Origin of the sequence: Arthrobacter sp. (assembly GCF_030540645.1) — a bacterium.
GTDB lineage: Bacteria > Actinomycetota > Actinomycetes > Actinomycetales > Micrococcaceae > Specibacter.
The window spans coordinates 1-23,916 of the sequence record NZ_JAUNVV010000044.1 but is presented as its reverse complement, the minus strand read 5'-3'; the positions used below and the strand labels follow the sequence as shown (position 1 = coordinate 23,916).

The 23,916-nt window shown below is 63.5% G+C and carries 11 protein-coding genes; all 11 read left to right on the top strand.

The features are described 5' to 3' along the window. Positions 1-486: hypothetical protein (locus tag Q4P21_RS09785; RefSeq protein WP_303388587.1), on the top strand; the 486-nt coding region annotated here is incomplete at its 5' end. 213 nt (positions 487-699) lie between these two features. After that, entirely contained in the window at positions 700-6,804 is a 6,105-nt protein-coding gene (locus tag Q4P21_RS09780) for an Ig-like domain-containing protein (RefSeq protein ID WP_303388586.1), read from the top strand. A 139-nt stretch (positions 6,805-6,943) separates the two neighbouring features. Beyond that, positions 6,944-7,915 carry a MoxR family ATPase gene (locus Q4P21_RS09775; protein WP_303388585.1) on the top strand — a complete coding sequence of 324 codons (972 nt, stop codon included), beginning with the start codon at positions 6,944-6,946 and terminating at the stop codon, positions 7,913-7,915. 59 nt (positions 7,916-7,974) lie between these two features. Further along, positions 7,975-9,306, top strand: a complete 1,332-nt coding sequence (locus tag Q4P21_RS09770) for a DUF58 domain-containing protein (protein ID WP_303388584.1) — start codon at positions 7,975-7,977, stop codon at positions 9,304-9,306. Further along, positions 9,303-11,801, top strand: a complete 2,499-nt coding sequence (locus Q4P21_RS09765; protein WP_303388583.1) for a transglutaminaseTgpA domain-containing protein — start codon at positions 9,303-9,305, stop codon at positions 11,799-11,801. Before Q4P21_RS09770 ends, Q4P21_RS09765 begins: the two co-directional genes overlap by 4 nt. A gap of 16 nt (positions 11,802-11,817) precedes the next feature. Continuing rightward, on the top strand, positions 11,818-13,608 hold the full coding sequence (locus Q4P21_RS09760; protein ID WP_303388582.1) for an RDD family protein: 1,791 nt from the start codon (positions 11,818-11,820) through the stop codon (positions 13,606-13,608). Further along, entirely contained in the window at positions 13,605-14,675 is a 1,071-nt protein-coding gene (locus Q4P21_RS09755; RefSeq protein ID WP_303388581.1) for a PP2C family serine/threonine-protein phosphatase, read from the top strand. The genes Q4P21_RS09760 and Q4P21_RS09755 overlap by 4 nt, the downstream gene beginning before the upstream one ends. Further along, positions 14,668-16,758, top strand: coding sequence for an FHA domain-containing protein (locus tag Q4P21_RS09750; protein WP_303388580.1), 2,091 nt, complete (start codon positions 14,668-14,670; stop codon positions 16,756-16,758). The genes Q4P21_RS09755 and Q4P21_RS09750 overlap by 8 nt, the downstream gene beginning before the upstream one ends. Further along, a complete protein-coding gene (locus tag Q4P21_RS09745; RefSeq protein WP_303388579.1) occupies positions 16,755-18,539 on the top strand; it encodes a serine/threonine-protein kinase in 1,785 nt (594 codons plus the stop codon). The genes Q4P21_RS09750 and Q4P21_RS09745 overlap by 4 nt, the downstream gene beginning before the upstream one ends. A gap of 49 nt (positions 18,540-18,588) precedes the next feature. Continuing rightward, positions 18,589-19,293 carry a hypothetical protein gene (locus Q4P21_RS09740; RefSeq protein WP_303388578.1) on the top strand — a complete coding sequence of 235 codons (705 nt, stop codon included), beginning with the start codon at positions 18,589-18,591 and terminating at the stop codon, positions 19,291-19,293. Further along, positions 19,290-23,726 carry an FtsK/SpoIIIE domain-containing protein gene (locus Q4P21_RS09735; RefSeq protein WP_303388577.1) on the top strand — a complete coding sequence of 1,479 codons (4,437 nt, stop codon included), beginning with the start codon at positions 19,290-19,292 and terminating at the stop codon, positions 23,724-23,726. Before Q4P21_RS09740 ends, Q4P21_RS09735 begins: the two co-directional genes overlap by 4 nt. Positions 23,727-23,916 lie beyond the last annotated feature (190 nt).

The following is a 23,916-nucleotide window of genomic DNA, read 5'->3' as shown; positions in this document are numbered from 1 at the left end:
CGCTATGAAAGCAGCCTGAACGGGGCTGGCTGGACCAGCCGTGGCACGGCCACGAGCTACTCGACAGCCACTGGCGGATACAACGAAACTGCCACGCTGAGCGTACGCGCCTGCAACGCCGGTGGCTGTGGTGCCGCCTCGCCCGCTGTGGCGGCCAAGTCCGGAGGCCCGCCCGATCCGCCGCTGCCAAAGATCACCGAGGTTCGTGTGATGGCTGGAGATTGGCACTCATGCACCCAAGCCGCCGGTGAGGGCAACAACTTCTCATCCAACCCTGCGACGTGTGATCGTGTCGTGTCCCCGGGAGGCAATGTGAACCTGGGCGGAAAGTGGCTTGACTACGCCGATGGCTGGGTGCAGGTCTCCGGGTGCGCTAACGGTGGTGCTTGGTACGTCATGTCGAGCGGTCCCCAGGCTGGCCGTTGGGTGAAGGGCCAGACCGTGGATGTGCGGGACCAGAACGGCGGCAACATCCGTTGCGGCTAGTGTGCACCCGTCGCTGCTGACAAGATACTCTGCAATGGGGAGTTGACCCCTACGGGCACAACTCCCCATTGCAGGGTTCTTCGGCATCGGGAAAACTGGCAGTGGCCCAAAGGCCGAATGCTGCACCGCCAGCGCCACACGTCACGCAGCACCACACTTTTTACAAGTTTTTCCAGCCGCTTCCAACCCACCGGCTGAGCTAAGGGTCTTTTCATGGCATTAAACGTTTTCGACCACAAGAACACGCGCAAACGATTCTTCTCCGTTTCCGCCGCGGCAGTGATGGGCGCAGCCGTCGTCGCCGGTGCGCTGATCTATCCCGGTTTCAGCACGGCGGACGTGGACCTGAACGACGGCAGCGTGTGGGTGACGAACCGCAACATCAACATGGTGGGTCACCTCAACGTCCCTTCCAAGGTCCTTGACGGCGGGTTCACCGCCACCACTGCCGGCTTTGACGTGCTGCAGGACGCCGGCACCGTGTTCATGGACAACGACTCCGGCACGCTGCTGAACAACGTGGACGTGCCAGCCATGACCCTGACCCAGGACACCGCCTTGGGTGGGACCAAGGCACTGTCCCTCGGCAGCGACATCACCGTCGTCACCGACCCTGCCGGCGGCAAGGTGTGGGCCGTGCCCAACGGCGAGACCAGCTCGTTCGATGAGAAAACCAGCAAGCCCATCCTGGCGAAGATCTCCAACGCACGGGCCGCCGTCGCACTTTCAACGCACGACGGCGCCAGTGAAGTATTTGTGCTCAACCCCAGCACCGCCGTGCTCACGCGGGCGTTGGTGGGCGGGGACGGCAAGGTCGTTGAAGCGAAGGAAGAAGCCGTGGAGGGGCTGCCGGATTCCGGCAAGCTGCTGATGACCGTGGTGGGGGATAAGGCCGTGGTGCTGGACCCCGAGACCGGCACCGTGTTCCTGCCGGGCAACAAGCACGTGGTGATCCCCGATGCCAAGGGTGCCAGCCTGCAGCAGCGCAGTGACAAGAGCGACTTTGTGGCGCTGGAAACCGGCAAGGCGCTGGTGCTTCAGCCGCTGGACGGTGGGCAGGCGACGAACGTGGATGTCGGTTCGCTGGGCCGGCCCATTGCACCCGTGCAACAGGGCGGCTGCGTGCACGGCGCTTGGAACGGCTCCAACCAGTACCTGTTCCACTGCCCGGGCGGGGACTCCAAGCCCGTCAGCATCCCCAAGGCCACGGCCGCCTCGGACCTCGTGTTCCGAAGGAACCGAGACGTGGTGGTGCTCAATGACACCGCAGGCGGCGACGTGTGGCTCGTCAACCAAAACATGATGCTGGTGAACAACTGGGACGACCTCACAGTTGACCAAAAGAATGCCGATAACGCCGACAAGGATTCTTCCGATCCCAACGTGGTGAACACGCTGCCGGACCGTACCAAACCCAACCGCCCGCCGCTGGCCGAACCGGACCAGTTTGGCGTCCGCGCCGGCAGCACCACGCTGCTGCCCGTGCTCTACAACGACTCCGACCCGGACGGCGATGTACTGACCGTGCGGGACAGCGCCACAGAGCTCAAGGCGGGGACATTGCAAACCGTGTACGGCGGAACTGGGCTGCAGTTGGTGGTGCCCCCCGATGCCCCTGCCGGTACGGAATCGTTCAGCTACACCAACGACGACGGCCGCGGTGGCACCGCCACAGGCACCGTCAGCGTACGCGTGGTCCCTGAAACCGAAAATTCGGGACCCGTTTCCCTGCGCGCCACCACCATGGTGGTGGCCCAAGGCCAGACCATCAGCCAAAACGTGCTGGCAGACATGATCGACCCCGACGGGGACAATATCTTCCTCGTCGACGCCACCTCGGCGGAGGAGACGGGGCAGGTTAAGTTCACCCCGGACGGGGAGCTGAGCTACACGGACGACGGCTCCTCCAGCGGACTGCGGACGGTGACCATCAAGGTCTCGGACACCCGTGAGATCGTGGAAAAGAAGATCAAGGTCAACGTGCTGCCCGCCGCCGGTGTACCCCCTGTGGCCAATGCCGACTATGTGCGCGTGGTGGTGGGCCAAAGCGCGCTCGTGGAACCGTTGAAGAATGACCAAGACCCGCTGGGTGGGGAACTACGCCTGGCCAGCATCGACAAGCCCACCAACGGCACCACGTCAGCCATTTCCGACAACGGGACGTTCACGTTCTCCTCGGACACTCTCGGTCCCAACTATCTGAGCTACCAGGTCACCAACGGGCCGCAGAGCGCCACCGGCCTGATCCGTATCGACGTGGTCCCGTCGCAAGCGGACCTTGCCCCCATCGCCGTGAAGGACATGGCGCTGCTACCCGTGGGCGGAACGGTCCTGGTGGATGTGCTGGGCAATGACACCGACCCGGCCGGCGGCGTGCTCGTGGTGCGCGGCGTTGACGTACCTGAAGATGCCGGAGTCTCAGTGACGGTGCTGGAACACAACGTGGTAAAGATTACCGACATCCGCAACCCCGGCCTCCCTGTCACCATCGGCTACACGGTCTCCAACGGCCAGGGCACATCCAAGGGTGCCATCGCCGTCGTCCGCATCCCCTCCGCCTCGACGCTGCAGCCGCCCGTGGCACGCCCCGATGTGGCCGATGTCCGTGCCGGGGACGTGGTGCGCATCCCGGTGCTCGCCAATGACTTCGACCCCAATGGTGAAACGCTCAAGCACCCGGAGATCACGGACGCCCCTGCCGCCGAGAGCGGCAAGCTGTGGGTGGATCAAAACTCGCTGCGCTTCCTTGCCGGTGAAACCCCCGGATCGGTGACAGCCATCTACAAGGTCACGAACGTTTCCGGGCAGTCGGACTCGGCCTCGGTGACCATCAACATCATTGCCGCCGACCCGGAACGGAACCTGCCCCCGGCACCGAAGAACGTCCAAGGCAGGGTCATTGCCGGCGGCCAGGCGAAGATCCAGATCCCGTTGGACGGGATTGACCCCGACGGCGATTCTGTCCAGCTGGCCGGCATTGACATTGCCCCCACCCTGGGCACGGCGGTGGCAGGCAAGGGCTTCATTGTGTACACGGCTGCTGGTAGCTCCGCCGGGACCGACAAATTCACCTACAAGGTCAGAGACCGTCTGGGCGCCGAAGCCATCGGCACCGTGGAAGTGGGTATTGCCCCGCAAGACTCCAGCAATCGCCCACCGGTAGCCGCCGACGACTTCATCTCCATGCGCCCGGGCCGCCAGGTGGCCCTGGACGTGGTGCTCAATGACACCGACCCCGATGCCGACGCGCTGTTCGTGCTCAAGGACGGCTTCAACGGCCCTGAAGAGATGGCACCATCCGTGACGGAGCTGGGACGCGTGCTGCTGACAAGCCCCGCCGCCTCCGGCATTGCCACCATGGGGTACACGGTGGGCGATCCAACAGGTGCCACGTCAACGGCGAACATCCGCATGACGGTCACCCCGGACGCGCCGTTGCGCGCGCCCATCGCCCGCGACGACGAGGTCACCGTGGCGGAAGCGCTGGGCAAGAATACCGTCGATGTGCCCGTGCTGAAGAACGACGAGGACCCCGACGGTGTTGCCGAGCAACTCAAGGTGACGTTGACCCTGCCAAATCCCAATGCCTCGGTGAATTCCGACGGCACACTGCGCGTCACGCTGACTGCGCAGCCCCAGATGGTGCCGTACACGGTCACCGACCAGGACAAACTCGCCTCCACGGCCATCGTGTGGGTGCCCGGTTTGGACGCACAGTACCCGGTGTTGGCCAGCCACGACGTCATCAAGGTCCAGGCGGGGGAATCCGCAATCGCCAAACTGTCCGAGTATGTGAAGGTGCGCCCCGGCCGGACCCCGCGGATCACCGTGGCGGAGAAGGTGAAGATGATCGGCGCTGACACCGGCAATGCTGTCACGGCCGACGGCGCCGGGCTGAAATATGCTGCCAAGCTCGACTTTTACGGACCTGGGTCCATGACCTTTGAGGTCACCGATGGCACCGGTCCCGATGATCCCGCGGGCTTGAAATCTACGCTGACCATCATGACCGAGGTGGCCCCCGCCCCCGCGAAGAACCTGGCCCCCAAGCTCCAAGGCACTTCGCTGACCGTGGCACAACTGGAATCCAGCACCGTCAACCTGGCGTTGTTGGCCAGCGACCCCGAAAAGGATGCACTGAAGTTTGCCCTTTCCGGCGACGTGCCGGCAGGACTCTCCACCAAGCTCGACGGCAGCACACTCACCGTGGAAGCGGGAAAGAATGCTGCGCTCGGTTCGGTCGCCACCTTGGGTATTTCGGTGGACGACGGACACAACCCGCCAGTGGCGGCGGCGGTGAGTGTGAGCGTGACGTCCTCGACGAAGCCCAAGGCAGTGGCGAATGACGACTCCGTCCCGGACGCCCACGCCGGCCGTCTTGAAACCGTGCCTGTGCTGGCCAATGACGTCAACCCCTTCCCTGACACCGCCTTGAAGGTGCTCGACGCCAAGCTGACAACAGGTGCGCCCAGCACCCAAGTGGCCGTGGCGGGGGACAAAGTCACGGTTCAGGCGCCGGAAGACTTCACCGGAAACGTGGTGGTCAGCTATACGGTGGCTGATAAAACCGGCGACAAGGCACGTGAGGTCACCGGTCTCATCACCATGAACGTGAAGGGCAAGCCAGCGGTTCCTGCGGTTGCACTGGTCCAGGAAGTCAAGAGCAAGTCTGTGCTGTTGAAGTGGAGCACGCCCGTTGACAACGGTTCGCCGCTGACGGGCTACACGGTCAAGCGTAGCGACGGGGTGAGTCAGGAATGTGCCACGAACACCTGCCTGATCACGGGTCTGGAGAACGCGAAACCCTACACGTTCAGCGTGAGTGCGAAGAATGCCGTGGGGGAGTCCGCGTTCTCCAAACCATCCGCCCCGGCTACTCCTGATCAGCAGCCGGACAAGCCAGCGGCGCCGATCGTTGTTCGCGGCGACACGCAACTCGATGTCAGTTGGACTACGCCCGTGGGCGAGTACTCGGCCGTCAAGTCATTCAACGTTGAGATCTCGCCGGTGCCTGCTGGCCAGAATCCGCAGCGGACCGGTGTCAAAGGCAACCAGCTCACTTGGAAGGGATTGACGAACGGGACCGAGTACACCTTCCGTGTGCAGGCCGTCAACAGTGCACCGAAACCGTCGGCGTGGAGCGAATATGCCTCCAAACCTGTCAAGCCTGCGGGCAAGCCCTTCGCTCCGGCCGCACCCACCACGGCGTTGTTGGACACCGTTGGCAGCCAGAACCAAGTGCGGGTCGACTGGAGCGCACCCAACCTCAACGGCGGTGAGTTGAAGGACTACACGCTGACCACCTACCTGGACGGTGCGGCACAAAAGTCCACGAAAACCACGAACCCCAGTGCCACCGTCAGCTTGCCCAACGGAACCGGAAGCTACAGCTTCCGGGTTGTGGCCGCAACTGAAGTGTCGGCGTCGGACGCCAGCGCCCCGTCAGCCGGTAGGCGTTCGGTGAGCAAACCGGGAACAGTGGGGACTCCCACTATTGCCGCGGCCAACACCGGCGCCGCCGGAGGTGGCATCACCGTCAACTTCACCCCGCTCAGCGGGGCAGCGATGGGCGGCTCCACTGCGGGGGAGATCAGCTACTTCGCCAACGTGACGCCCGGGGGATCCAATATTGCCATCGTTCTCGGCGGAACCGTGCCAGCCACCAACGGCAGCAACACCACGGTGACGGTCTATGCGAAGTCAACCGCTTTTGCAACGGCAGGGAATGCTTCCACCCCATCCGGCGCCGTGGTGCCCTACGGTGCTCCGGGCACGGCAGGGCTCAGCGGGACCAACGGAGGTGCGGACAACCAGTCCGTCAGCTACGCATGGAGCATCCCCGGTGGGGCCGTGGACGCGGTGCGGGTGGAAGTCCGCATCAACGGTGGGGCATGGTCGGCCAAGACCAGCAACGGCAGCGCGTCCTTCAACACGGGAGGCTTCAGCACCGTGGCCACGATTGAGGCGAGGTCGGTGAACTCCATTGGCAGCTTTGGTCCGGTGCAAACGGTCAAGCCGCAGAGCGGAGCCAAGACTCCGCCGAAGGTCACCTCCTGGACCATTGAGGTGTCACCACAGAGCTGCTTGGAGAAGGCCGCGGGGGTCGGTGACCACTTCACCGCCGGCAGCCCTGCCACCTGCACGTCGCAGTGGCTGCAGGCCAACACCCCGGTGCAGGTCAACTGCTATCAGTACTGGGGCGGCAGGGACAACAGTCACAAGTGGTACCACATCACCACTCCCGGCTACAGCACCTGGCAGTTTGTGAAGGCCTTGTCCACCAACTTGTCAGCAGTGCCAGGCATGCCGGAGTGCTAGCGCCTCAGTGGCCGGGCCTGCCGGGTGGAATTAAGCCGTGCATTAGCCCTAATAGCGAGTAACACCAATTAATGGATAAACTAATTCAGGTTTTTGCGCAAGTAATGCCCGAATTCACAAAATTGAAAGAGGATGAACTATGTCCATGACGCCGGAACAGGCTACGTGGTTTGCAGGAACATTTGAGAAGTTGGTGGCCAACGTGGGCCAGGCGATCCTGGGCAAGTCCCACGTCATCAGCCTGACTCTTGCGGCCATGCTCGCCGAAGGCCACGTTTTGTTCGAGGACGCACCGGGCACGGGCAAGACCATGCTGGCCAGGGCCCTTTCGGCTACGGTCAAGGGCACCAACTCGCGCATACAGTTCACCCCCGACCTGCTGCCCTCCGACGTCACCGGCGTCATGATCTACGACCAAAAAACCCAGGAATTTGAATTCCACCAGGGACCTATTTTTGCGACCATCGTGTTGGCTGATGAAATCAACCGCGCCTCACCCAAGACCCAGTCAGCATTGCTGGAGGTCATGGAAGAGTCCCGCGTGACCATGGATGGCACCACCTATGAGACTGGCCGTCCGTTCATGGTGCTCGCCACCCAGAACCCCATTGAGCAGGCTGGCACGTACCGTCTGCCGGAAGCCCAGCTGGACCGTTTCCTGATCAAGACCTCCATTGGTTACCCGGACCACGCCTCCACTGTGCAGTTGCTCTCCGGTGCCAGCCAGCGCGACCGGACGTCGACGCTTCAGGCAATCATCACAACGCAGGCGGTGTCGGAAATGGCCGACTTGGCCGCCACCACCCACACCGATGCCGCGGTGCTGGAATATATTTCCCGCCTGTGCGAAGAGACCCGCACCGCACCGGAAACCCGTTTGGGCGTTTCCGTCCGCGGCGCCATCGCCATGGTACGCATCGCCAAGGTGTGGGCTGCAGCCAAGGGCCGCAACTACGTCCTGCCTGACGACGTGAAGGAACTCGCACCCTACGTGTGGACGCACCGCTTCGTCATGGACCCGGAAGCTGAATTCGCCGGAGCCACCCCCGAGGTGGTGCTGGCACGGGTCATGGCCGAAGTGGCCGCACCCCAACAGCGTGCCTCTGTCTAAAATTCCAGCACGCAGCCACTTCGCAACACGGCATCAGCACATTCAGTCAAAGGTTTAAGATGAGCATCAAATCCAGCGCAGGAAAGGTCGGGAACATCCTCTCCCGGCCGTTCCACAGCGAAGGAAAGCCCACCCGCCTGCACCCAGCATCGCTGTGGCGTGAAGCGGTCGCGGTCGCCAAAATCTATGTGGCGCCCGTGTGGGCCAAAGTCAGGGCCTGGTACGGGCGCTACATTGCCCCAGCCTTGGCTACCATCAGCACGCTGGGGTACGTGGTCCTTGGTGCGGCGGTGGTGTTGTGGATCCTTGGCGGCGTTTTTGGCTGGCAGGAAGCGAAGGTGGCCGGCCTGTTGGCGGTGGTGCTGCTGCTCATTGCCATCGCGTTCATCCTGGGCAAGTCCATGTACGCGGTGAAACTTGATCTGGCACGCACCCGCGTTGCCGTGGGGGACAACGCCGTGGGCAGCATCGCCGTGGCCAATACCTCCGCCCACACGGTGCTGCCAGCCGCCCTGGAACTTCCCGTGGGCCAGGCTACTGCACTGTTCCACCTGCCGCGCATGAAGGCGGGCGAAGTCCACGAGGACCTGTTCACGATTCCCACCACCCGCCGCGCCGTTATCACCGTGGGCCCCGTTCGCTCCGTGCGGGCGGACCCTTTGCAACTGCTGCGCCGCCAACTGGTATGGACCGACCCCACGGACCTGTATGTGCACCCGCGCACCACGTCCCTCGCCGGCCCTGCTGCCGGGTTCTTGAAGGACCTTGAAGGTCTCACCACGAGGGACCTGTCCAGCTCAGACATTGCCTTCCACGCGCTGCGCGACTACGTCCCTGGGGACGACCGCCGCCATATTCACTGGAAAACCACGGCCCGCACCGGCAAGCTCATGGTGCGTCAGTTTGAGGAGACGCGCCGCTCGCACATGGCCGTCGCCCTGTCCGTCAACACGGATGAATACGAGCACGACGACGATTTCGAGTTGGCAATTTCGACTGCCGCATCGCTGGGCCGCCAGGCCATCAAGGAGAACCGCGAGCTCAGCGTGCTGACTCAGCGTGGGCCGATGCATTGCGAAACCGGCAAAAATCTTCTCGACGACATGACCCGACTGCAGGGATTCAACCGTCGCGGCACCTCGGTGGACTTGGCCCGCACCCTTTCGGACGCCGTGCCCAACGCCTCCGTGGTGTTCCTTGTGGTCGGTTCGAAGGTGACCCCCGCGCAGTTGCGCAGTGCGGCAGCCTCGGTGCCGCCGGGTGTTCGTGCGTTTGCCGTGCGCTGCTACACGGGTGCGCGAGCAGCGCGCGCCAACATTGCCGATCTCACCGTCCTGACGCTGGGCGACCTTGATGATCTGTCCATCCTTTTGAGAAAGGCTGTCGCATGAGCGCGCCCAAGAGCGCGGTAGCGCAGCCCCAGGACAAGCATCCGCACGAAAAACGTGGCGCTGCCCTGCGTCGTCGTTCAGCATTCCGTGGCAGCCGTCTGTGGTGGCATTTCCTCATCGACGCAGCCGTGCTGGCAGTGTTGCTGGGCATTGGCGTGCTGGGTTTTGGACCGACGTTTGGTCACGACCCCCTTTACCTGCTGGCCGGCTTTGGCGCCATTGTACTGGGCCTTGGTGTAGCGGTTCTGGGCGCGCACTGGCGGCTGGGCCTTATCACCATGGTGGGGGTGGCCTTCGTTGTTTACATGTTCTTCGGCAGTGCCTTGGCCGCATCCCATGAAGCCATCCTCGGCTTTATCCCCAGCCTGTCCTCTTTGCGCGGCTTGCTGCTGGGCATCATGCTGTCGTGGAAGCAACTGCTGACGCTCGCCGCCCCGGTGGGCACAAGCGTTGATGTCATGGTGGTCCCGTACCTTTCAGCCTTTGTGGCTGCCGTGGTTGCCGGCACTTTGGCGTGGCGGCTTCGCAACGCCTATTGGGCCATCATCCCGGTGCTGCTTTTGTTCATCACCGCCATCATCTTTGGCACGGCCCAGGTGTTCCTCCCGGTGCTGCGCGGTTCGCTGCTGGCCATCGTGGCCATCGTGTGGCTGGCTTACCGGCATGAACTGCTGCGCCGTGAAATGGCAGGCGCAATTTCAGCCAACCAGCAGGTCCAGGACAAGGACAGTGCCCGGACGTCCTTCTTGCGACGCGTCGGCATGGCTGCCGGTGTCATTCTGGTAGCAGGGGCAGTCACCATGGCGGCCGCCCCCGTCCTGACTACAAGCACCAGCCGCGAGGTGCTGCGCGACGCCGTGATCCCGCCGCCGGACCTGCATCAGCTGCCCTCTCCGCTGACCAAGTTCCGCGACTACGTTAAGAATGAAAAGGACACCGTCCTCTTTGAGGTTGCGGGCCTGCCCAAGAACGGCCGTGTTCGCGTGGCCGCCATGGACAACTACGACGGCGTCGTGTTCAACGTGGACCCCAACAGCTCCGCCTCCTTTTCCCCGATTGGGGACCCCACGGCGCTGAACCAGGACGGGCAGGGGACCGGGTCCGACGTCGACCTTGTCATTGACGGCTACACGGGAGTGTGGATTCCCAGCCTCCTGGTGGCCCACAGCCTGCGCTATGAAAGCGCCCAAGGCAAGACCCCGACGCTGTACCTGAACAAGGAATCCGGCACCGCGCTGAATCTTGAAGGCGTGGCCAAGGGCGATTCGTACACGATGGACGTGGAGTTCCCTCAAGTTGACGGCAACAAACTGGCCGGATCCGACTTTGGCTCCGTGCGCCTGCCCAAGTTGGAGAACGTGCCGCAGGTTGTGGCCACGAAAGCCAATGAAATTGTCGGTGAGGCTGACACTCCGCTGAAGAAGGTGCAAGCGCTGGAGGGTGCACTGCAGCGCGAGGGCAAGTTCAGCAACGGCCTTGAGGGGCAGACCCCTTCCAACTCCGGACACAGTGCTGCACGCATCACGAAGCTGCTCAGCGGCAAGGAAATGGTGGGTGACGACGAGCAGTATGCCAGCGCGATGGTGCTGATGGCCCGCCACTTGGGGATTCCCGCACGCGTGGTCATGGGCTTCTACCTTGATGAGAAGGACCCGCTGAACGGTGCCCAGAACGCCAAGATCAAGGGCGCGGACGTTCATGCCTGGGTTGAAGTTAACTTCGCCGGACTCGGTTGGGTGCCTTTTTCCCCGACCCCTGACAAAGACCATGTGCCGAACCCGCCAGAGCCGCAAAATGCGTCCAAGCCCAAGCCGCAGGTTCTGCAGCCGCCGCCACCGCCGCAGGAAGCGGCTGAACTGCCACCGGACAGCGCCCCTGACGCGCTCGACACGGATGGCAAAAAGGACCAGCAGGCCGGCATTTTCGGCATGATCTTGATGATTGTGGGCGTGGCAGCCATTCCCATTCTCATCATCGCGCTGCCGCTGATCCTGGTGGTGGTGCTCAAGACGCGCCGCCGGAAGAAACGCCACACCACCGGCCTGCCCAGCGACAGGGTGGGCGGTGGCTGGTCCGAGGTGCTCAGCCTGGCCACGGATCTGGGTGCCGGGATCGACGGCAACGGGACCCGGCGCGAGACCGCCGTTTCGCTCTACAGTGCGTTCCCGGAAAGTCAGGGAACGACGGCGTTGCTGGCCGAGCGTGCCGACGCCGCCATCTTCGGCCCGGGCCAGCCCAGTGAAGAAGAAGTGGTCAGTTATTGGCACAATGTGGACGAATCCGTCAAGGGCATGACCGAGTCGGTAGGATTCTGGAAGCGGCAGCGGGCAAAGTTTTCCCCGAGGTCGCTGCTGGCAGATGTGAAGTCGAGTGCCCGGAGCAAGGCGCGTGAGCGCAGTTTGCAAGCTGGCGACCAGGCGAACAGCAATGCAGGCAACGGTCAGGGCGGGACGGCGAAACGCAGCCCACTGGCCCGGTTGATGAAGAAGTCCTAAGAAGGGTACGAAACAAATGGCGCAAAAAGTGGCGGATCCCTGCCGGAATTGCGGGGCAGTGCTTGCACACGGTGCTGCCTTCTGCACCCTGTGCGGGACCACGGTGACAAACCGCGCCGCCACGCCTGCCGGAGCGTCGGTTCCGTTGGGCAGCCCAGCGCCGTTGGGTGGCCCGGATGGCAGCGCTGCGGGCAGCCCGGCTGGCAGCGCTGTGGGCACCCCGGCCGGGTTTGCCGGCGGTGGCGCCGACGGCCATGCCCACCAGCCCTTTGCCACGTCGCTGCCGGGCATTGTTCCTGTGGGGACCTCGTCCAACCACCCTTTGGTGGCGCCGCGCCAGATGGGTGTGGACCCGAGGATCGCTGCCGCTACGGCACTGGTTCCGGGAGGTGCGGGACGCCGCCTTGCAGCCAAGCTCATCGACGGGATCCTGCCCGCCATTTTGGTGGGGGTGGCTGCTGGCATTGGCGCAAGCCTCATCAAGGTCACCCAAGCGGGGAGCTACGCCCAAGTGGATCTCACGTGGTTGATGATCCTGCTAAGCATTGCCAGTGTGCTGTCACTGGGCTACGGAATTTGGTTGTGGCTGTGGGAGGCAAAGTCGGGCAAGACCCCCGGCAATCTCATGCTGGGACTGCGCACCACCAACATGGAAGGCCACCCGGCCGGAGTGCTGGCCATCTTCCTGCGCCTGTTGATTATTGGTGTCAGTTCCATTGTTCCCACCATCGGCCCCTTGCTGGTGATCATCTCCAACACGTGGGATTCGAACGCCAAGAAGCAGGGCTGGCACGACAAGGTGGCCCACACACTCGTCTTCAATGTGAAAACCGGCCGTGATCCCCTCGAAACTGGCGGTATAGCTGAACGGGCCAACTTTGTGCCAGCAGAGGTTCCCACCATTTCCGAGGTGAGGTCGCCGCTCGCTCGTCCAACACCGAGTAGTCCAACGCCGAGCAGCAAAGTTCAAGGCAGTCCGGTTCAGAACGGTCCGGTGCAGGAGTCGGCAGACTTCGCTGCTCCGGCTCCACCGCCAGCACGTCGCAGGGGCCGCAAAAAGCAAAATGCGGCGGATCCTTTTGCTCCGCCTGCCGTGCAGTTCCACGGGCAGCAAAACCAGCAGTTCCCACTGAATCAGCCACAGCAGCAGAACCAGCCAATCCAGCAGCCTCGACCAGAGCAAACACTTCAGCCCGGCCAGGCCTTCGAAGGCCAGCCAAGGCAGACGTTGCGGCCTGGACAGACGTTCCCCACGCAGCCGCTGCAGGAGAATAATCCCTTCGCGCCGCCGTCGACCCCGCAATCTGAGATCCCCGTGGATCAGGGTCCCATCACGGCCGTGCCGGGTAGTTCGCGTCCTGCCCAGGCGGCACCGGCAGCACCGGTTCAGCAGTTGCAACACGTTCAGCCAACATCCAACGCGGCCGATGACGACGACGCCGCGGGGGAGACTCGGATCCGTGCCGTCAACGTTCCGCTGGCCCTGCGCCTGACTTTTGATGATGGGCGTTCTGAGGACATCAGCACCGTGGCCCTGATAGGGCGCAACCCTGCCGGATACGATGGTGAAATGATTTCCCGCCTGATCCGTGTCCACGACTCCAGCCGATCCGTGTCCAAAACACACCTTCATGTGCGCATCAGCACGGAAGGCCTGTGGGTGACGGACCGCAATTCCACCAACGGCAGCTCATTGAGCAGCGCCAGCGGAGGAAACACCCCGCTGGTGGGTGGGACTCCCATGTTGGCCGAAATTGGTTCCCGTGTGCACTTTGGCGACCGCTCGTTTGTGGTGGATCACGCGTGAGCGCGGAAGTGGAACCCACGGGCGAAGACAAGCCGGGCACCAACGCGCCCAACCAAGACGCTCCGGGTAAAACCTCAACCGGCGTCCGGCTCAGCTTTGGCTTCGGCACTGATCGAGGCCTGCGCCGCGAACTCAACGAGGACTCCTTCATCGCAGCCGACCCGCTCTTTAGCGTCGCAGACGGTATGGGCGGGCACGAGGCAGGCGAGGTTGCCAGCCGCGAGTGCATCGCCGTCTTGAGCAGCCAGCGTGTCCTGAGCTCAGGCTCCCGGGAGGCAACGGCGTCGGACTTGCAGCTTGCACTGCGCCAGGCCGATGCCCGGATCCGTGAGATCACCAACGCCCGCGCCGGCACCACCGTCTCCGGCGTGGTGCTGGTGGAGGAACGCGGCGTGCCGTATTGGCTGGTTTTCAACGTGGGCGACTCGCGCACCTACCGGCTGAGCCAAGGTGCCCTTACCCAGGTCAGTGTGGATCATTCTGAGGTGCAGGAGCTCGTGGACGCGGGCCTGATCACTCCCGAAGAGGCGCTGGTCCATCCGCGCCGTCATGTGGTGACGCGTGCTTTGGGTGCAGGCTCGGTCACGGAGGCCGACTTTTGGTTGGTGCCGGTGGAAGAGGGGGACCGGATGCTGGTGTGCTCCGACGGGCTCACCGGGGAACTGGGAGAGCGCGAGATCCACCGGGCGCTGAGCACCCTGCGCCACCCCCAGGATGCGGTTGACGCACTCATCCAAGCAGCCCTGCGCTCAGGTGGCCGTGACAACATCACAGCCGTGGTGATCGACGCCAGCAACGTCAACGGCAGCGCGGGGGAGGAAACCCTGAACAACGGCTCATCGGCCGAATCGGTTGAAGTCGACACCCTACCGCGTGTGTTGACAGCGGATGAAACTGCCACAGCGGAGCCGAGCGGACCTGTTGCCAGCGAGGTTCTTGAGAGCATCCCCGAATCCGTCCGCAACCCCTCCGGCAGCGCTCTTGAAGGCTCCAATCCCACATCCGTTCCACAAGCTGCCGAGCCCGATGCGCCCGCAGCCCCCTTGCAGCAGGAGAATCATGGTTAGCACCACCTATAGAACAGGTTCCTGGATGGGAATTGTCCGCAACGGCTCGGTCATTGCCCTGCACGGGCAGACCGACCCGGCCATTGTTTCCCACCTCTGGGAGTTCCTCGGACACCAGCCCACCATCCATGGCGTGCTGAACGAGGTCACGGAGAAATTCGGCACCGGGCTCACCGGGTTGCCCGACTTCGCCATCGTGGTCCAAAGCGACCGCCTGCATGCCATTCTGCGTGGAGACATCACCTTGTTGGCGTACACCGGGGACGCCGAGGACGTGGTCTCCGGCCGCGACGTCACCACCTGGAGCGAACGTTCACTGGTGCTGCCCAACTCGTTCGTGCTGACCATGGCCGAGCCCGGCATCACCGGCGAACCCCTGGTGCTTCCGATCGGCGAGGCCGTTGTTGCCCTGCAGTCGCTGAACATGCACCTTACCGGCCCCTCCGCATTTTCCACGCACGACGGCGGATTGGTCGCGTCCGCGCCAGTCGAGGCTGCTGCTGAACAAGCTGTAGACAACGACGATGCTGCGGAGGGGGCCCTTGCCCTGCAAAAGGAACTGGAACCGGACCCGGGCCTGGAGCTGGAGCCGGAACTGGACCCGGTGCCGGGACACGGACTTGATGCGCAACAGGAGCCGCTGGAGGATGAACACGGTGGTGAAGAGCCGGTTGGCGAGGAACAGGGCAGCGAAACACAGGTAGCTGGTGGTTTTGCCATGGCCGCCGAGGCTGCGAATGCGGAATGGACGGCTCAACTAGCTCCCGTGCATGCACCGGACAGTGTTGAACCGGACCTGAACCGCACCATTCGCCCTGAGCAGGGAGAAGACCTTGAGCAGGGGGAAGCCCGGGAGCGGGAAGAGGATGGGGAACTGTCAGCTTTGGAGGCTCCGGCGGAGGTGGCCCCTGAGGAAGAAGCACCCGGGGATCAGACTCCCGGGGACCCAACACCGGACACGTCCGCGGTAGCGGCGGCGGAAGCTGCCGACGACGGATTCACCACCAATTACGACTACCTTTTTGGGGCCACTGTCGCCAAAAGTGTTGAAGACGCTGCGGTGCGTCTGGATGAAGACGGCCAGCCGGTGGAGGCGAATACCGGGCATGCCATGCCGCCGTTGCCGCCCCAGCTCCCCGTCGCCCGCAACGGCTCAGAAGATTCCGGCTCGTCCGGGGATGCTGCACAGCCCGGTGCTCAGGTTGCCGGTGCTCAGGATGACAGTACTCAGGACTCCGCGGCGCAGGGGGACCGGTCACAGGCTGCCGGTTCACCCGTTGGCTTTGCGGCTGCTGGTGCTGCGGCTGGTGGATCTTCAGCCATGGGCTCCGTGCCTGGGGCGCGAAACCCCGGACCGTCCAGCTGGCAAAACCAGGCATCCGCTGAACTTGCCCAAGGTACGGAGAATGCCGGCCTGTTGATCGACTCAGTTCCGTGGCGCAATGGGGCTACAGCCGCCACGCCTGCCGCACCTACTGCACCTGTTGCACCGACTGCGGAACCGCACTCACCCAGCGACGAGCCCTATGACCCGGACCATGATGGTCACACCGTGATGCGTTCCGATGTCACGGGGGCGCGGCCGCAGCCTGTCACCGAGAGCCTGGATTCACGTCCGCCGAGCGGACCCATGGTTTTGGCGCGTCTGTGCCCCAACGGCCATGCCAACCCGCCGAGCAGGTCACTTTGCTCGGATTGCGGCATCGGCATCAATTCCGAACCGCGTGAGGTGGGCCGGCCCCGGCTGGGCACCATGCATATTTCAAGTGGTGAAGTGATCGAGTTGGATCATTCATTGATCATTGGCCGCCAGCCTTCCGTGTCCCGCGTCATGGGCGGGGCCATGCCCCGCCTGGTCCGGGTCACGAGCGGAAACGATGATATTTCGCGATCGCACGTGGAAGTTCGTCTGGACGGTTGGGATGTGCTGCTGGTGGATCTCAAAGCCACCAACGGCACAGTCCTGGTTCGCGAGGGACAGTCCCCGCGTCGCCTCAGCCAGGGTGAGGAAGCTATTTTGCTCAATGGGGACATTGCCGAACTGGGTGACGGTGTCTCGCTGCTCTTCGACGGTCTACTGTGAGTGTCAAGCGTGCGCCAGCGGCACCGCCCCAACTGCCGGGTTACAGATTTGTCTCGGTGCTGGGCTCGGGAGGCTTTTCTGACGTCTACCTATATGAGCAGGACAGGCCGCGGCGCCGGGTTGCCGTCAAGGTGCTCACTGCGGATTTAAAAACCGAAGGCGCCCGGGCCAGCTTCGAGTCTGAAGCAAACCTCATGGCCCAGTTGTCGGCCCACCCTTACATCGTCACGATTTTCGAAGCAGAGATCACCGACTCCGGGCACTCGTACCTGGCTATGGAATACTGTTCCCGGCCGAGCCTTGACATGCAGTACCGGCAGGGCCGCTTCAGCGCCGATAAGGCATTGGAAATTGGCATCCAGGTGGCATCCGCTGTGGAAACAGCACACCGTGCAGGCATTGCGCACCGGGATATTAAACCGGCCAACATTCTTGTCACCGACTATAACCGCCCTGCGTTGACCGACTTCGGCATCTCCGGCACCATGGACTCCGCACAAAAAGACGGCGGCGGCATGTCCATTCCGTGGTCGCCACCGGAATCCTTTGGAACTGGTGCCACCGACGGCGTCAAGGTCGATATTTGGGCTTTGGGCGCCACCATCTACACCCTGTTGGCCGGGCACTCGCCCTTTGTCATCCCCGGTGCGGACAACTCGCAGCGCCAGCTCACGGACAGGATCGGCTCCGCTGCGCTGCCGCGCCTGGGCCGTGCCGATGTTCCGGAAGCGTTGGAACTTGTGCTGGCCACGGCCATGGCCAAGTCTCCCAGTTCCCGCTACGGAACGGCGAAGGACTTCGCCCGTGCATTGATGCGTGTACAGGCAGACCTCAACTTGTCGGTGACCCCCTTTGAAGTCCAGGAAGAGGTTGTTGCCCACGAGGCACGCGAGGATGACGGCAGCGAATCCACCCGGGTGCGCAGCATTGTCTCCATTGATCCGGACGGCTCTTCAAGTGCGAGCTTCCCGACCCGCCCCGGTTCGGCAGGGATGGGTTCGGGGAAGGTGGGTACCGCAAAGCCGGGTGCAGGGGACGCTTCCTTCACCTCGCCTCCGCAGGTCAACACCGTTCCAGGCGTTACCGGATCCACATCCGGACTTACCCGCAACGGTCAAACCCTGCCGTCTGAATCCGCTGGCAGCCCGGAGGCAGCCTTCTCGGACACTGCCGGTGGCCCCACCGTACGCAAAAACTATTCACAGATCGCCTCGCCCACGCAATGGAACGACTCCGCCCCAGGCCGGCAAACGGCACGGGGCCAGGACTTTGTGTTGGATTCCACGGTCCAGCGCAGCGACCTGATCGGGGCCGCCCCGGCAGGCCACACGGCAGCAGAGCCGGACGCGGCGGCTCCTGCACCGGTAGGAAGGAAACGCCTGTGGCTGGGACTGGGTTCGGGGCTGGTGCTCGTAGCCGCCGTCGTGGTTGGCATTGTGGTGTTTATCAATGTGGGAGCCCCGAAGAAGGACGACGCCGCCACGCAGCAGAGCGTCACGCCGCCGCCTGCGCTGGTCATCGGTGCGGACGTTCCGTCGGTCACCGAGCTCACCGCGACGCCCAAGAACGGCGGCTCTGAATGGTCTTGGACGAACCCTGACCCGCAGGAGGGCGACATATACCTGTGGGCCTCGGTCAGTGCCGTCGATTCGGGCGTGCCCAAGCCGACCATCGATACAAAAGTGTTTGTTGTCAACGGGCCCAACGACCAGTCCTGCATCTCCGTGAGCTTGGTGCGTAAGGACGGCCACAAGTCGCCGGAGCTGAAGAAGTGCTCCTAACGACTACCGAGATAACTAGAAACAGCATGCAAACTAGGGGGTTGCCGTCATGGCTGAATTGACTATTGATTTTTGTGGCGAATGGTACGAGCCGTCGCCGGAGACCATTTTCAGCATTGGCCGTGAAGGTGACATAGAGGTTGACGACAACCCCTACCTGCACAGGAAATTCCTTGAGGTGAGCAAGTACGACGGCATTTGGTGGCTGACCAACGCCGGCACCATGCTCTCGGCAACGATCGCCGACGCCGCCGGGGGCATGCAGGCCTGGATGGCGCCCGGTGCCCGCATTCCGCTGGTGTTCAGCCAGACGAACGTGATCTTCACGGCCGGGCCCACCACGTACGAATTTTCCGTACACCTCGCGGCTCCCTCGTTCATGTCCCAAAGCCGGGATGACGACTCGGCCGGTTCAACCACCATTGGGCCGGTCGTGTTCACTCCGTCGCAGAAGGCCCTCATTGTGGCACTGTCGGAGCCCATGCTGCGCCGCGGCGGAACCGGCTTCAGCTCCATTCCGTCCTCGGCACAGGCTGCCAAACGCCTCGGCTGGGCTCTCACACGCTTCAACCGGAAGCTGGACAATGTGTGCGACAAACTCGACCGGGTCGGTGTTGTTGGCTTGCGCGGCGGCGGCGGAAAGCTGGCCACGAACAGGCGTGCACGCTTGGTGGAGCATGCCGTCACCTCGCACCTGGTCACCCCGGATGACCTACCCCTGCTGGATTCACAACGCGGAACGGACGATGAATGAGGATCAGGCTGACGCTTAGGCGTGAACCGCAGGAGGACAAGAACCTGGCCGTCACGGTGGACGGCCTGGCTTCGGTGGGGGACATCGCCACCGAGCTGTACCTCTCGGATCCTTCCCGCAAGGGAGCCCAAGCTCCGGCAAACCTGTCGCTGCTGGTGGAGGAGTCGGTGGTGGGCGGCGTGCGTGGCCGCACGCTTCCGCCGGATGGCAACCTGCTGGAATCCGGGCTGCGCCCCGGTGCCACGGTGTCCTTGACCCAGGTCAGCGAATCCTTCGCGGTGCCGCATCAGGACCGCGGCCCGGCCGCCGCCACTGTGCGCATCATTGCCGGACCTGACACAGGGAAGGAATTCGCGCTGCCGCAAGGCACCAGCTATGTGGGCCGCGACTTTGACGTGGACGTGCGCCTCAGCGACCCCATGACGTCCAAACGCCACGCACGCATCACTGTCGGGGACACGATTGAAATCTCGGACACCGGCTCCGCCAACGGACTCATGATGGAAGGCACCCAGATCTCGCGTGCCGTCCTGGGCTCCTACGACGAGGTGACCCTGGGTGAAACCACCCTGTCCATTGTGAGCCTTGGCCGTGGCGCGCAATCGGGGCCCAGCAGCCCGTTGGTGGAATTCAACCGCTCCCCGCGAGTGGTGCCGCACTTCAAGGTGGAGGAACAATCCATTCCTTCCGGCCCGCAACGGCCGCGGCGTGAACGCTTCCCGCTCGTGATGATGATCGCCCCGGTTCTCATGGGTGCTGTCATGTTCGCTGTCACAAAAAGCGTGTTCAGCATCGTGTTCATTGCCATGATGCCGATGATGATGATCGGCAGCTGGTTGGACCAAAAGGCGAATATCAAGCGGGAGACGAAGGACGCCGTGATCCAGTTCCGTGGAGCGGTCACGGAATTCCGCCGGCAAATGACGGCCCGCCAACAGGTGGAACGGGCCGTGCGGTTGGCTGAGAGCCCGTCCACGGCTGAGACCGTGGACGCCATTTACAAGCTCGGTCCGATGATGTGGACGCACCGGCCGGAGCACAAGTCGTTCCTGTCACTACGGCTCGGCGTAGGCCGTCAGCCCTCACGCACGCCTGTCAAGGTATCCAACGAGAACAACACCCTGCCCGAGTACATGGCCGAGATTCAGGACATCAAGACTGAATTCACCGACATTGATGCCGTGCCCGTGGTGGCGCAATTGCGTACCAGTGGTGCCCTGGGCGTGGCCGGTCCGCGCGGTGTGGTGGACGACGTCGCCCGTGCCCTGGTGCTGCAGGCCGTAGGACTGCATTCCCCGGCTGAGCTGGCCGTTGCGGCCATCACGTCCGCCGAGTCCAAGGAACGCTGGGAGTGGCTGCAGTGGCTCCCGCACGTGGGCTCGGTGCACTCGCCGCTGGCGGGGGACCACCTGGCATCCGGCCACGGCGCCGGGGGTGTGCTCTTGGCCGCCCTGGAGGAACTGTTGTTGTCCCGCAGCGCCAACATGAGCGCCCACGGGGCAGCCCACCGCGGTGCACTTGACCCGGCGAAACTCGAAATTCCCGCGCCGTCCACACCGTCCCTCCTGGTCATCATTGAAGATGATGTCAAGGTTGACCGTGCCCGGCTGACCCGGTTGGTGGAGCATGGCGCCGATGTGGGCGTGCATGTCTTGTGGGTGGCCGGTTCCGTCGAAGCCTTGCCGGCTCCCTGCCGCGACTTTGTCCACGTTGCCGAAACAGCCACCACCGGACAGGTCCGGCTGGGCCAGCTGACCTATCCCGTCAGCTGTGAGAGTGTCAGCGCCGAACTGGCCGCCCAACTAGCCCGCATGCTGGCACCGGTGGTGGACGCCGGAAAACCGGTTGATGACGACTCCGACCTTCCCCGCAGCGTCTCCTACGTTGCCCTGGCCGGGCATGACCTGGTGGAAGGCACCACGGGCATCGCCGATCGCTGGCTGGAAAACAACTCCGTCTCCTCCCGCGCCGTGAAGAACCGCAAACACCAGGGCTCCCTGCGCGCCCTGGTCGGTTCCAAGGGTGTTGAACCCATGTATCTTGACTTGAAGACTGAAGGGCCGCATGCCTTGGTGGGCGGCACCACCGGTGCCGGCAAGTCCGAGTTCCTGCAGGCCTGGGTGCTGGGCATGGCCGCCGCCTACAGCCCGGACAGGCTTTCCTTCCTGTTTGTGGACTACAAGGGTGGCGCCGCCTTTGCCGACTGCGTCAAACTCCCGCACACCGTGGGCCTGGTGACGGATCTTTCCCCGCACCTGGTGCGCCGGGCACTGACGTCCCTGCGAGCGGAACTGCACCACCGCGAGCACCTGCTCAACCGCAAAAAAGCCAAGGACCTGCTCGCCATGGAGCGGGAAGCGGATCCCGAGGCTCCGCCGTCGTTGATCATTGTGGTGGATGAGTTTGCCGCCCTCGCCAAGGAAGTCCCAGAATTCGTGGACGGGGTGGTGGACGTTGCCGCCCGCGGCCGTTCACTGGGCCTGCACCTGATTCTTGCCACGCAGCGGCCCTCCGGCGTCATCAAGGACAGCCTGCGCGCCAACACGAACATGCGCATTGCCTTGCGCATGGCCGATGTGGACGACTCCAAGGACATTCTCGGCGAAGACACCGCAGCATACTTCAGCCCGTCCATTCCGGGGCGCGGCGCGGCGAAAACCGGCCCTGGGCGCATCCAGGGCTTCCAGACCGGCTATGCCGGCGGCTGGACCACCCGCACACCGCAGCGCCCCCGCATTGACATCGTTGAAATGGACTTTGGCTCCGGTGCGGCGTGGGAGCAGGAGTTGGCGGCTGCCCCTGTGGAGGAATCGGCAGGCCCGAATGACATTTCCAAGGTCGTGGACAATATTTCGCTGGCCGCCGTGGAACTGGGCGTCAAGCCGCCCCGCAAGCCGTGGCTGAGCGAGCTGTCCGGCATTTACGACTTCTCCAAGCTGCCCGGACAACGCACGGATGAGCAGCTGTTGCTGGGCGTCATGGACGACCCAGAGCACCAGGCACAACCCACCGTGTTCTTTGAACCGGACAAGGACGGCAACATGGCCATCCTGGGCGCCAGCGGTTCGGGCAAGTCGGCGGCGTTGCGCACCATTGCCATCGCCGCCGCGATCACCCCGCGTGGTGGACCCGTGCAGGTGTACGGGATCGACGCCGCCTCCAACGGCCTGCAGATGCTCGAAGTGCTCCCACACGTGGGCGGCATCATCAACGCCGAGGACGGCGAACGCGTGGGCCGGCTGCTGCGCTACGTGCGCGGCATCATTGAAGAACGCGCCGAAAGCTTCGCCCAGGTCAAGGCCGGCACCATCGCCGAATACCGCCGCCTCGCCAACAAACCGGACGAGCCGCGCATCATCGTCATGGTGGACGGGCTGTCCACGTTCCGTGAACTCTACGAATTCCGCACGGGCATGAACCAGTTCGAAACGCTGCAGCAAATCGCCACCGACGGCCGTCCCATGGGAGTGCACATTGTCATTGCCGGTGACAGCCCGAAGTCGCTTCCGGCGTCGTTGGCGTCCTCGGTGCAGCGACTGCTCGTGTTCCGGCTGGCCACCACGGACGACTACTCCAACCTGGGCCTGCCACGCGATGTCCTGACCCCGGCCTCCCCGCCCGGACGCGGCATGATCGACGGCGGCGAAGTCCAGATTGCCGTTTTTGGTGGCACCTCCAACCTGGCATTGCAGGCCAGGCAGGTGGAAAGTCTGGCCGAATCGCTGCGCCGTCAGGGGGTCAAGGCCGCCCCGAGGATCGAATCCCTGCCCGAGAACCTGGATCTGAATGTGCTCCCGGCTGCCTCCGCCGGCAATGTGATCATCGGGGTCGACGACTACAACCTGGAACCGGCCGGCCTGAACGCCACCGGCGCGCTCATGCTCACCGGGCCGCCGTCGTCGGGACGCACCACGGCACTTGTCACGCTGGCTGAAGCGCTGAAACGTTCGACGCCGGGTACCCGGCGCGTGTACTTCGGCTCGCGTCGCTCAGCCATCGCCAACTTGAGCGTGTGGGACGAGTCGATTGTGACTGCGGGAGAGCTGGAGCCCGAGCTGCAGCGCTTCATCGATCTGGTGGAAAGCGAAAGCCAAACTGTTGCCTTCTTCATTGAAGGAGTGACGGAGTTCGCCGACTCAGAGGCGGAAATGGACTTGGTCACGCTGATCAAGGCAGCCGTCAAAGCCAACTTGTTCGTGGTGGGTGAAGGGGAGACCTCCACCTGGTCCGGGGCCTGGAATATCGCCGGACTGTTCAAGGCAGGTCGCCGAGGGCTGCTCATGAACCCGGGCGACATTGAAGGGGACAACTTGATGAACACGCCGCTGGGGAGGGTCAGCAACAACAAATTCATCCCGGGCCGCGGCTATGTGGTGGGCCGGGGCAAGGCGTTCAAACTGCAAGTGGCAAGCACCATGGACCACGAACGGTAAGCCTCCCATCCTTTAAATTTCCTCGTCACAATCCGGTGGGGGAGTTGTCCCCATCGACGGTCTTGGCGAGGGCGCGATAGATTCTTATCAGTGCCTTGGCCGGAACTTCCCGGACACGGCGAAACAAGAGCGGCAAAGCCCGCAAATTTCTACGAATTAAGGATGTGCATCATGGCCGGTATGCTCGGTA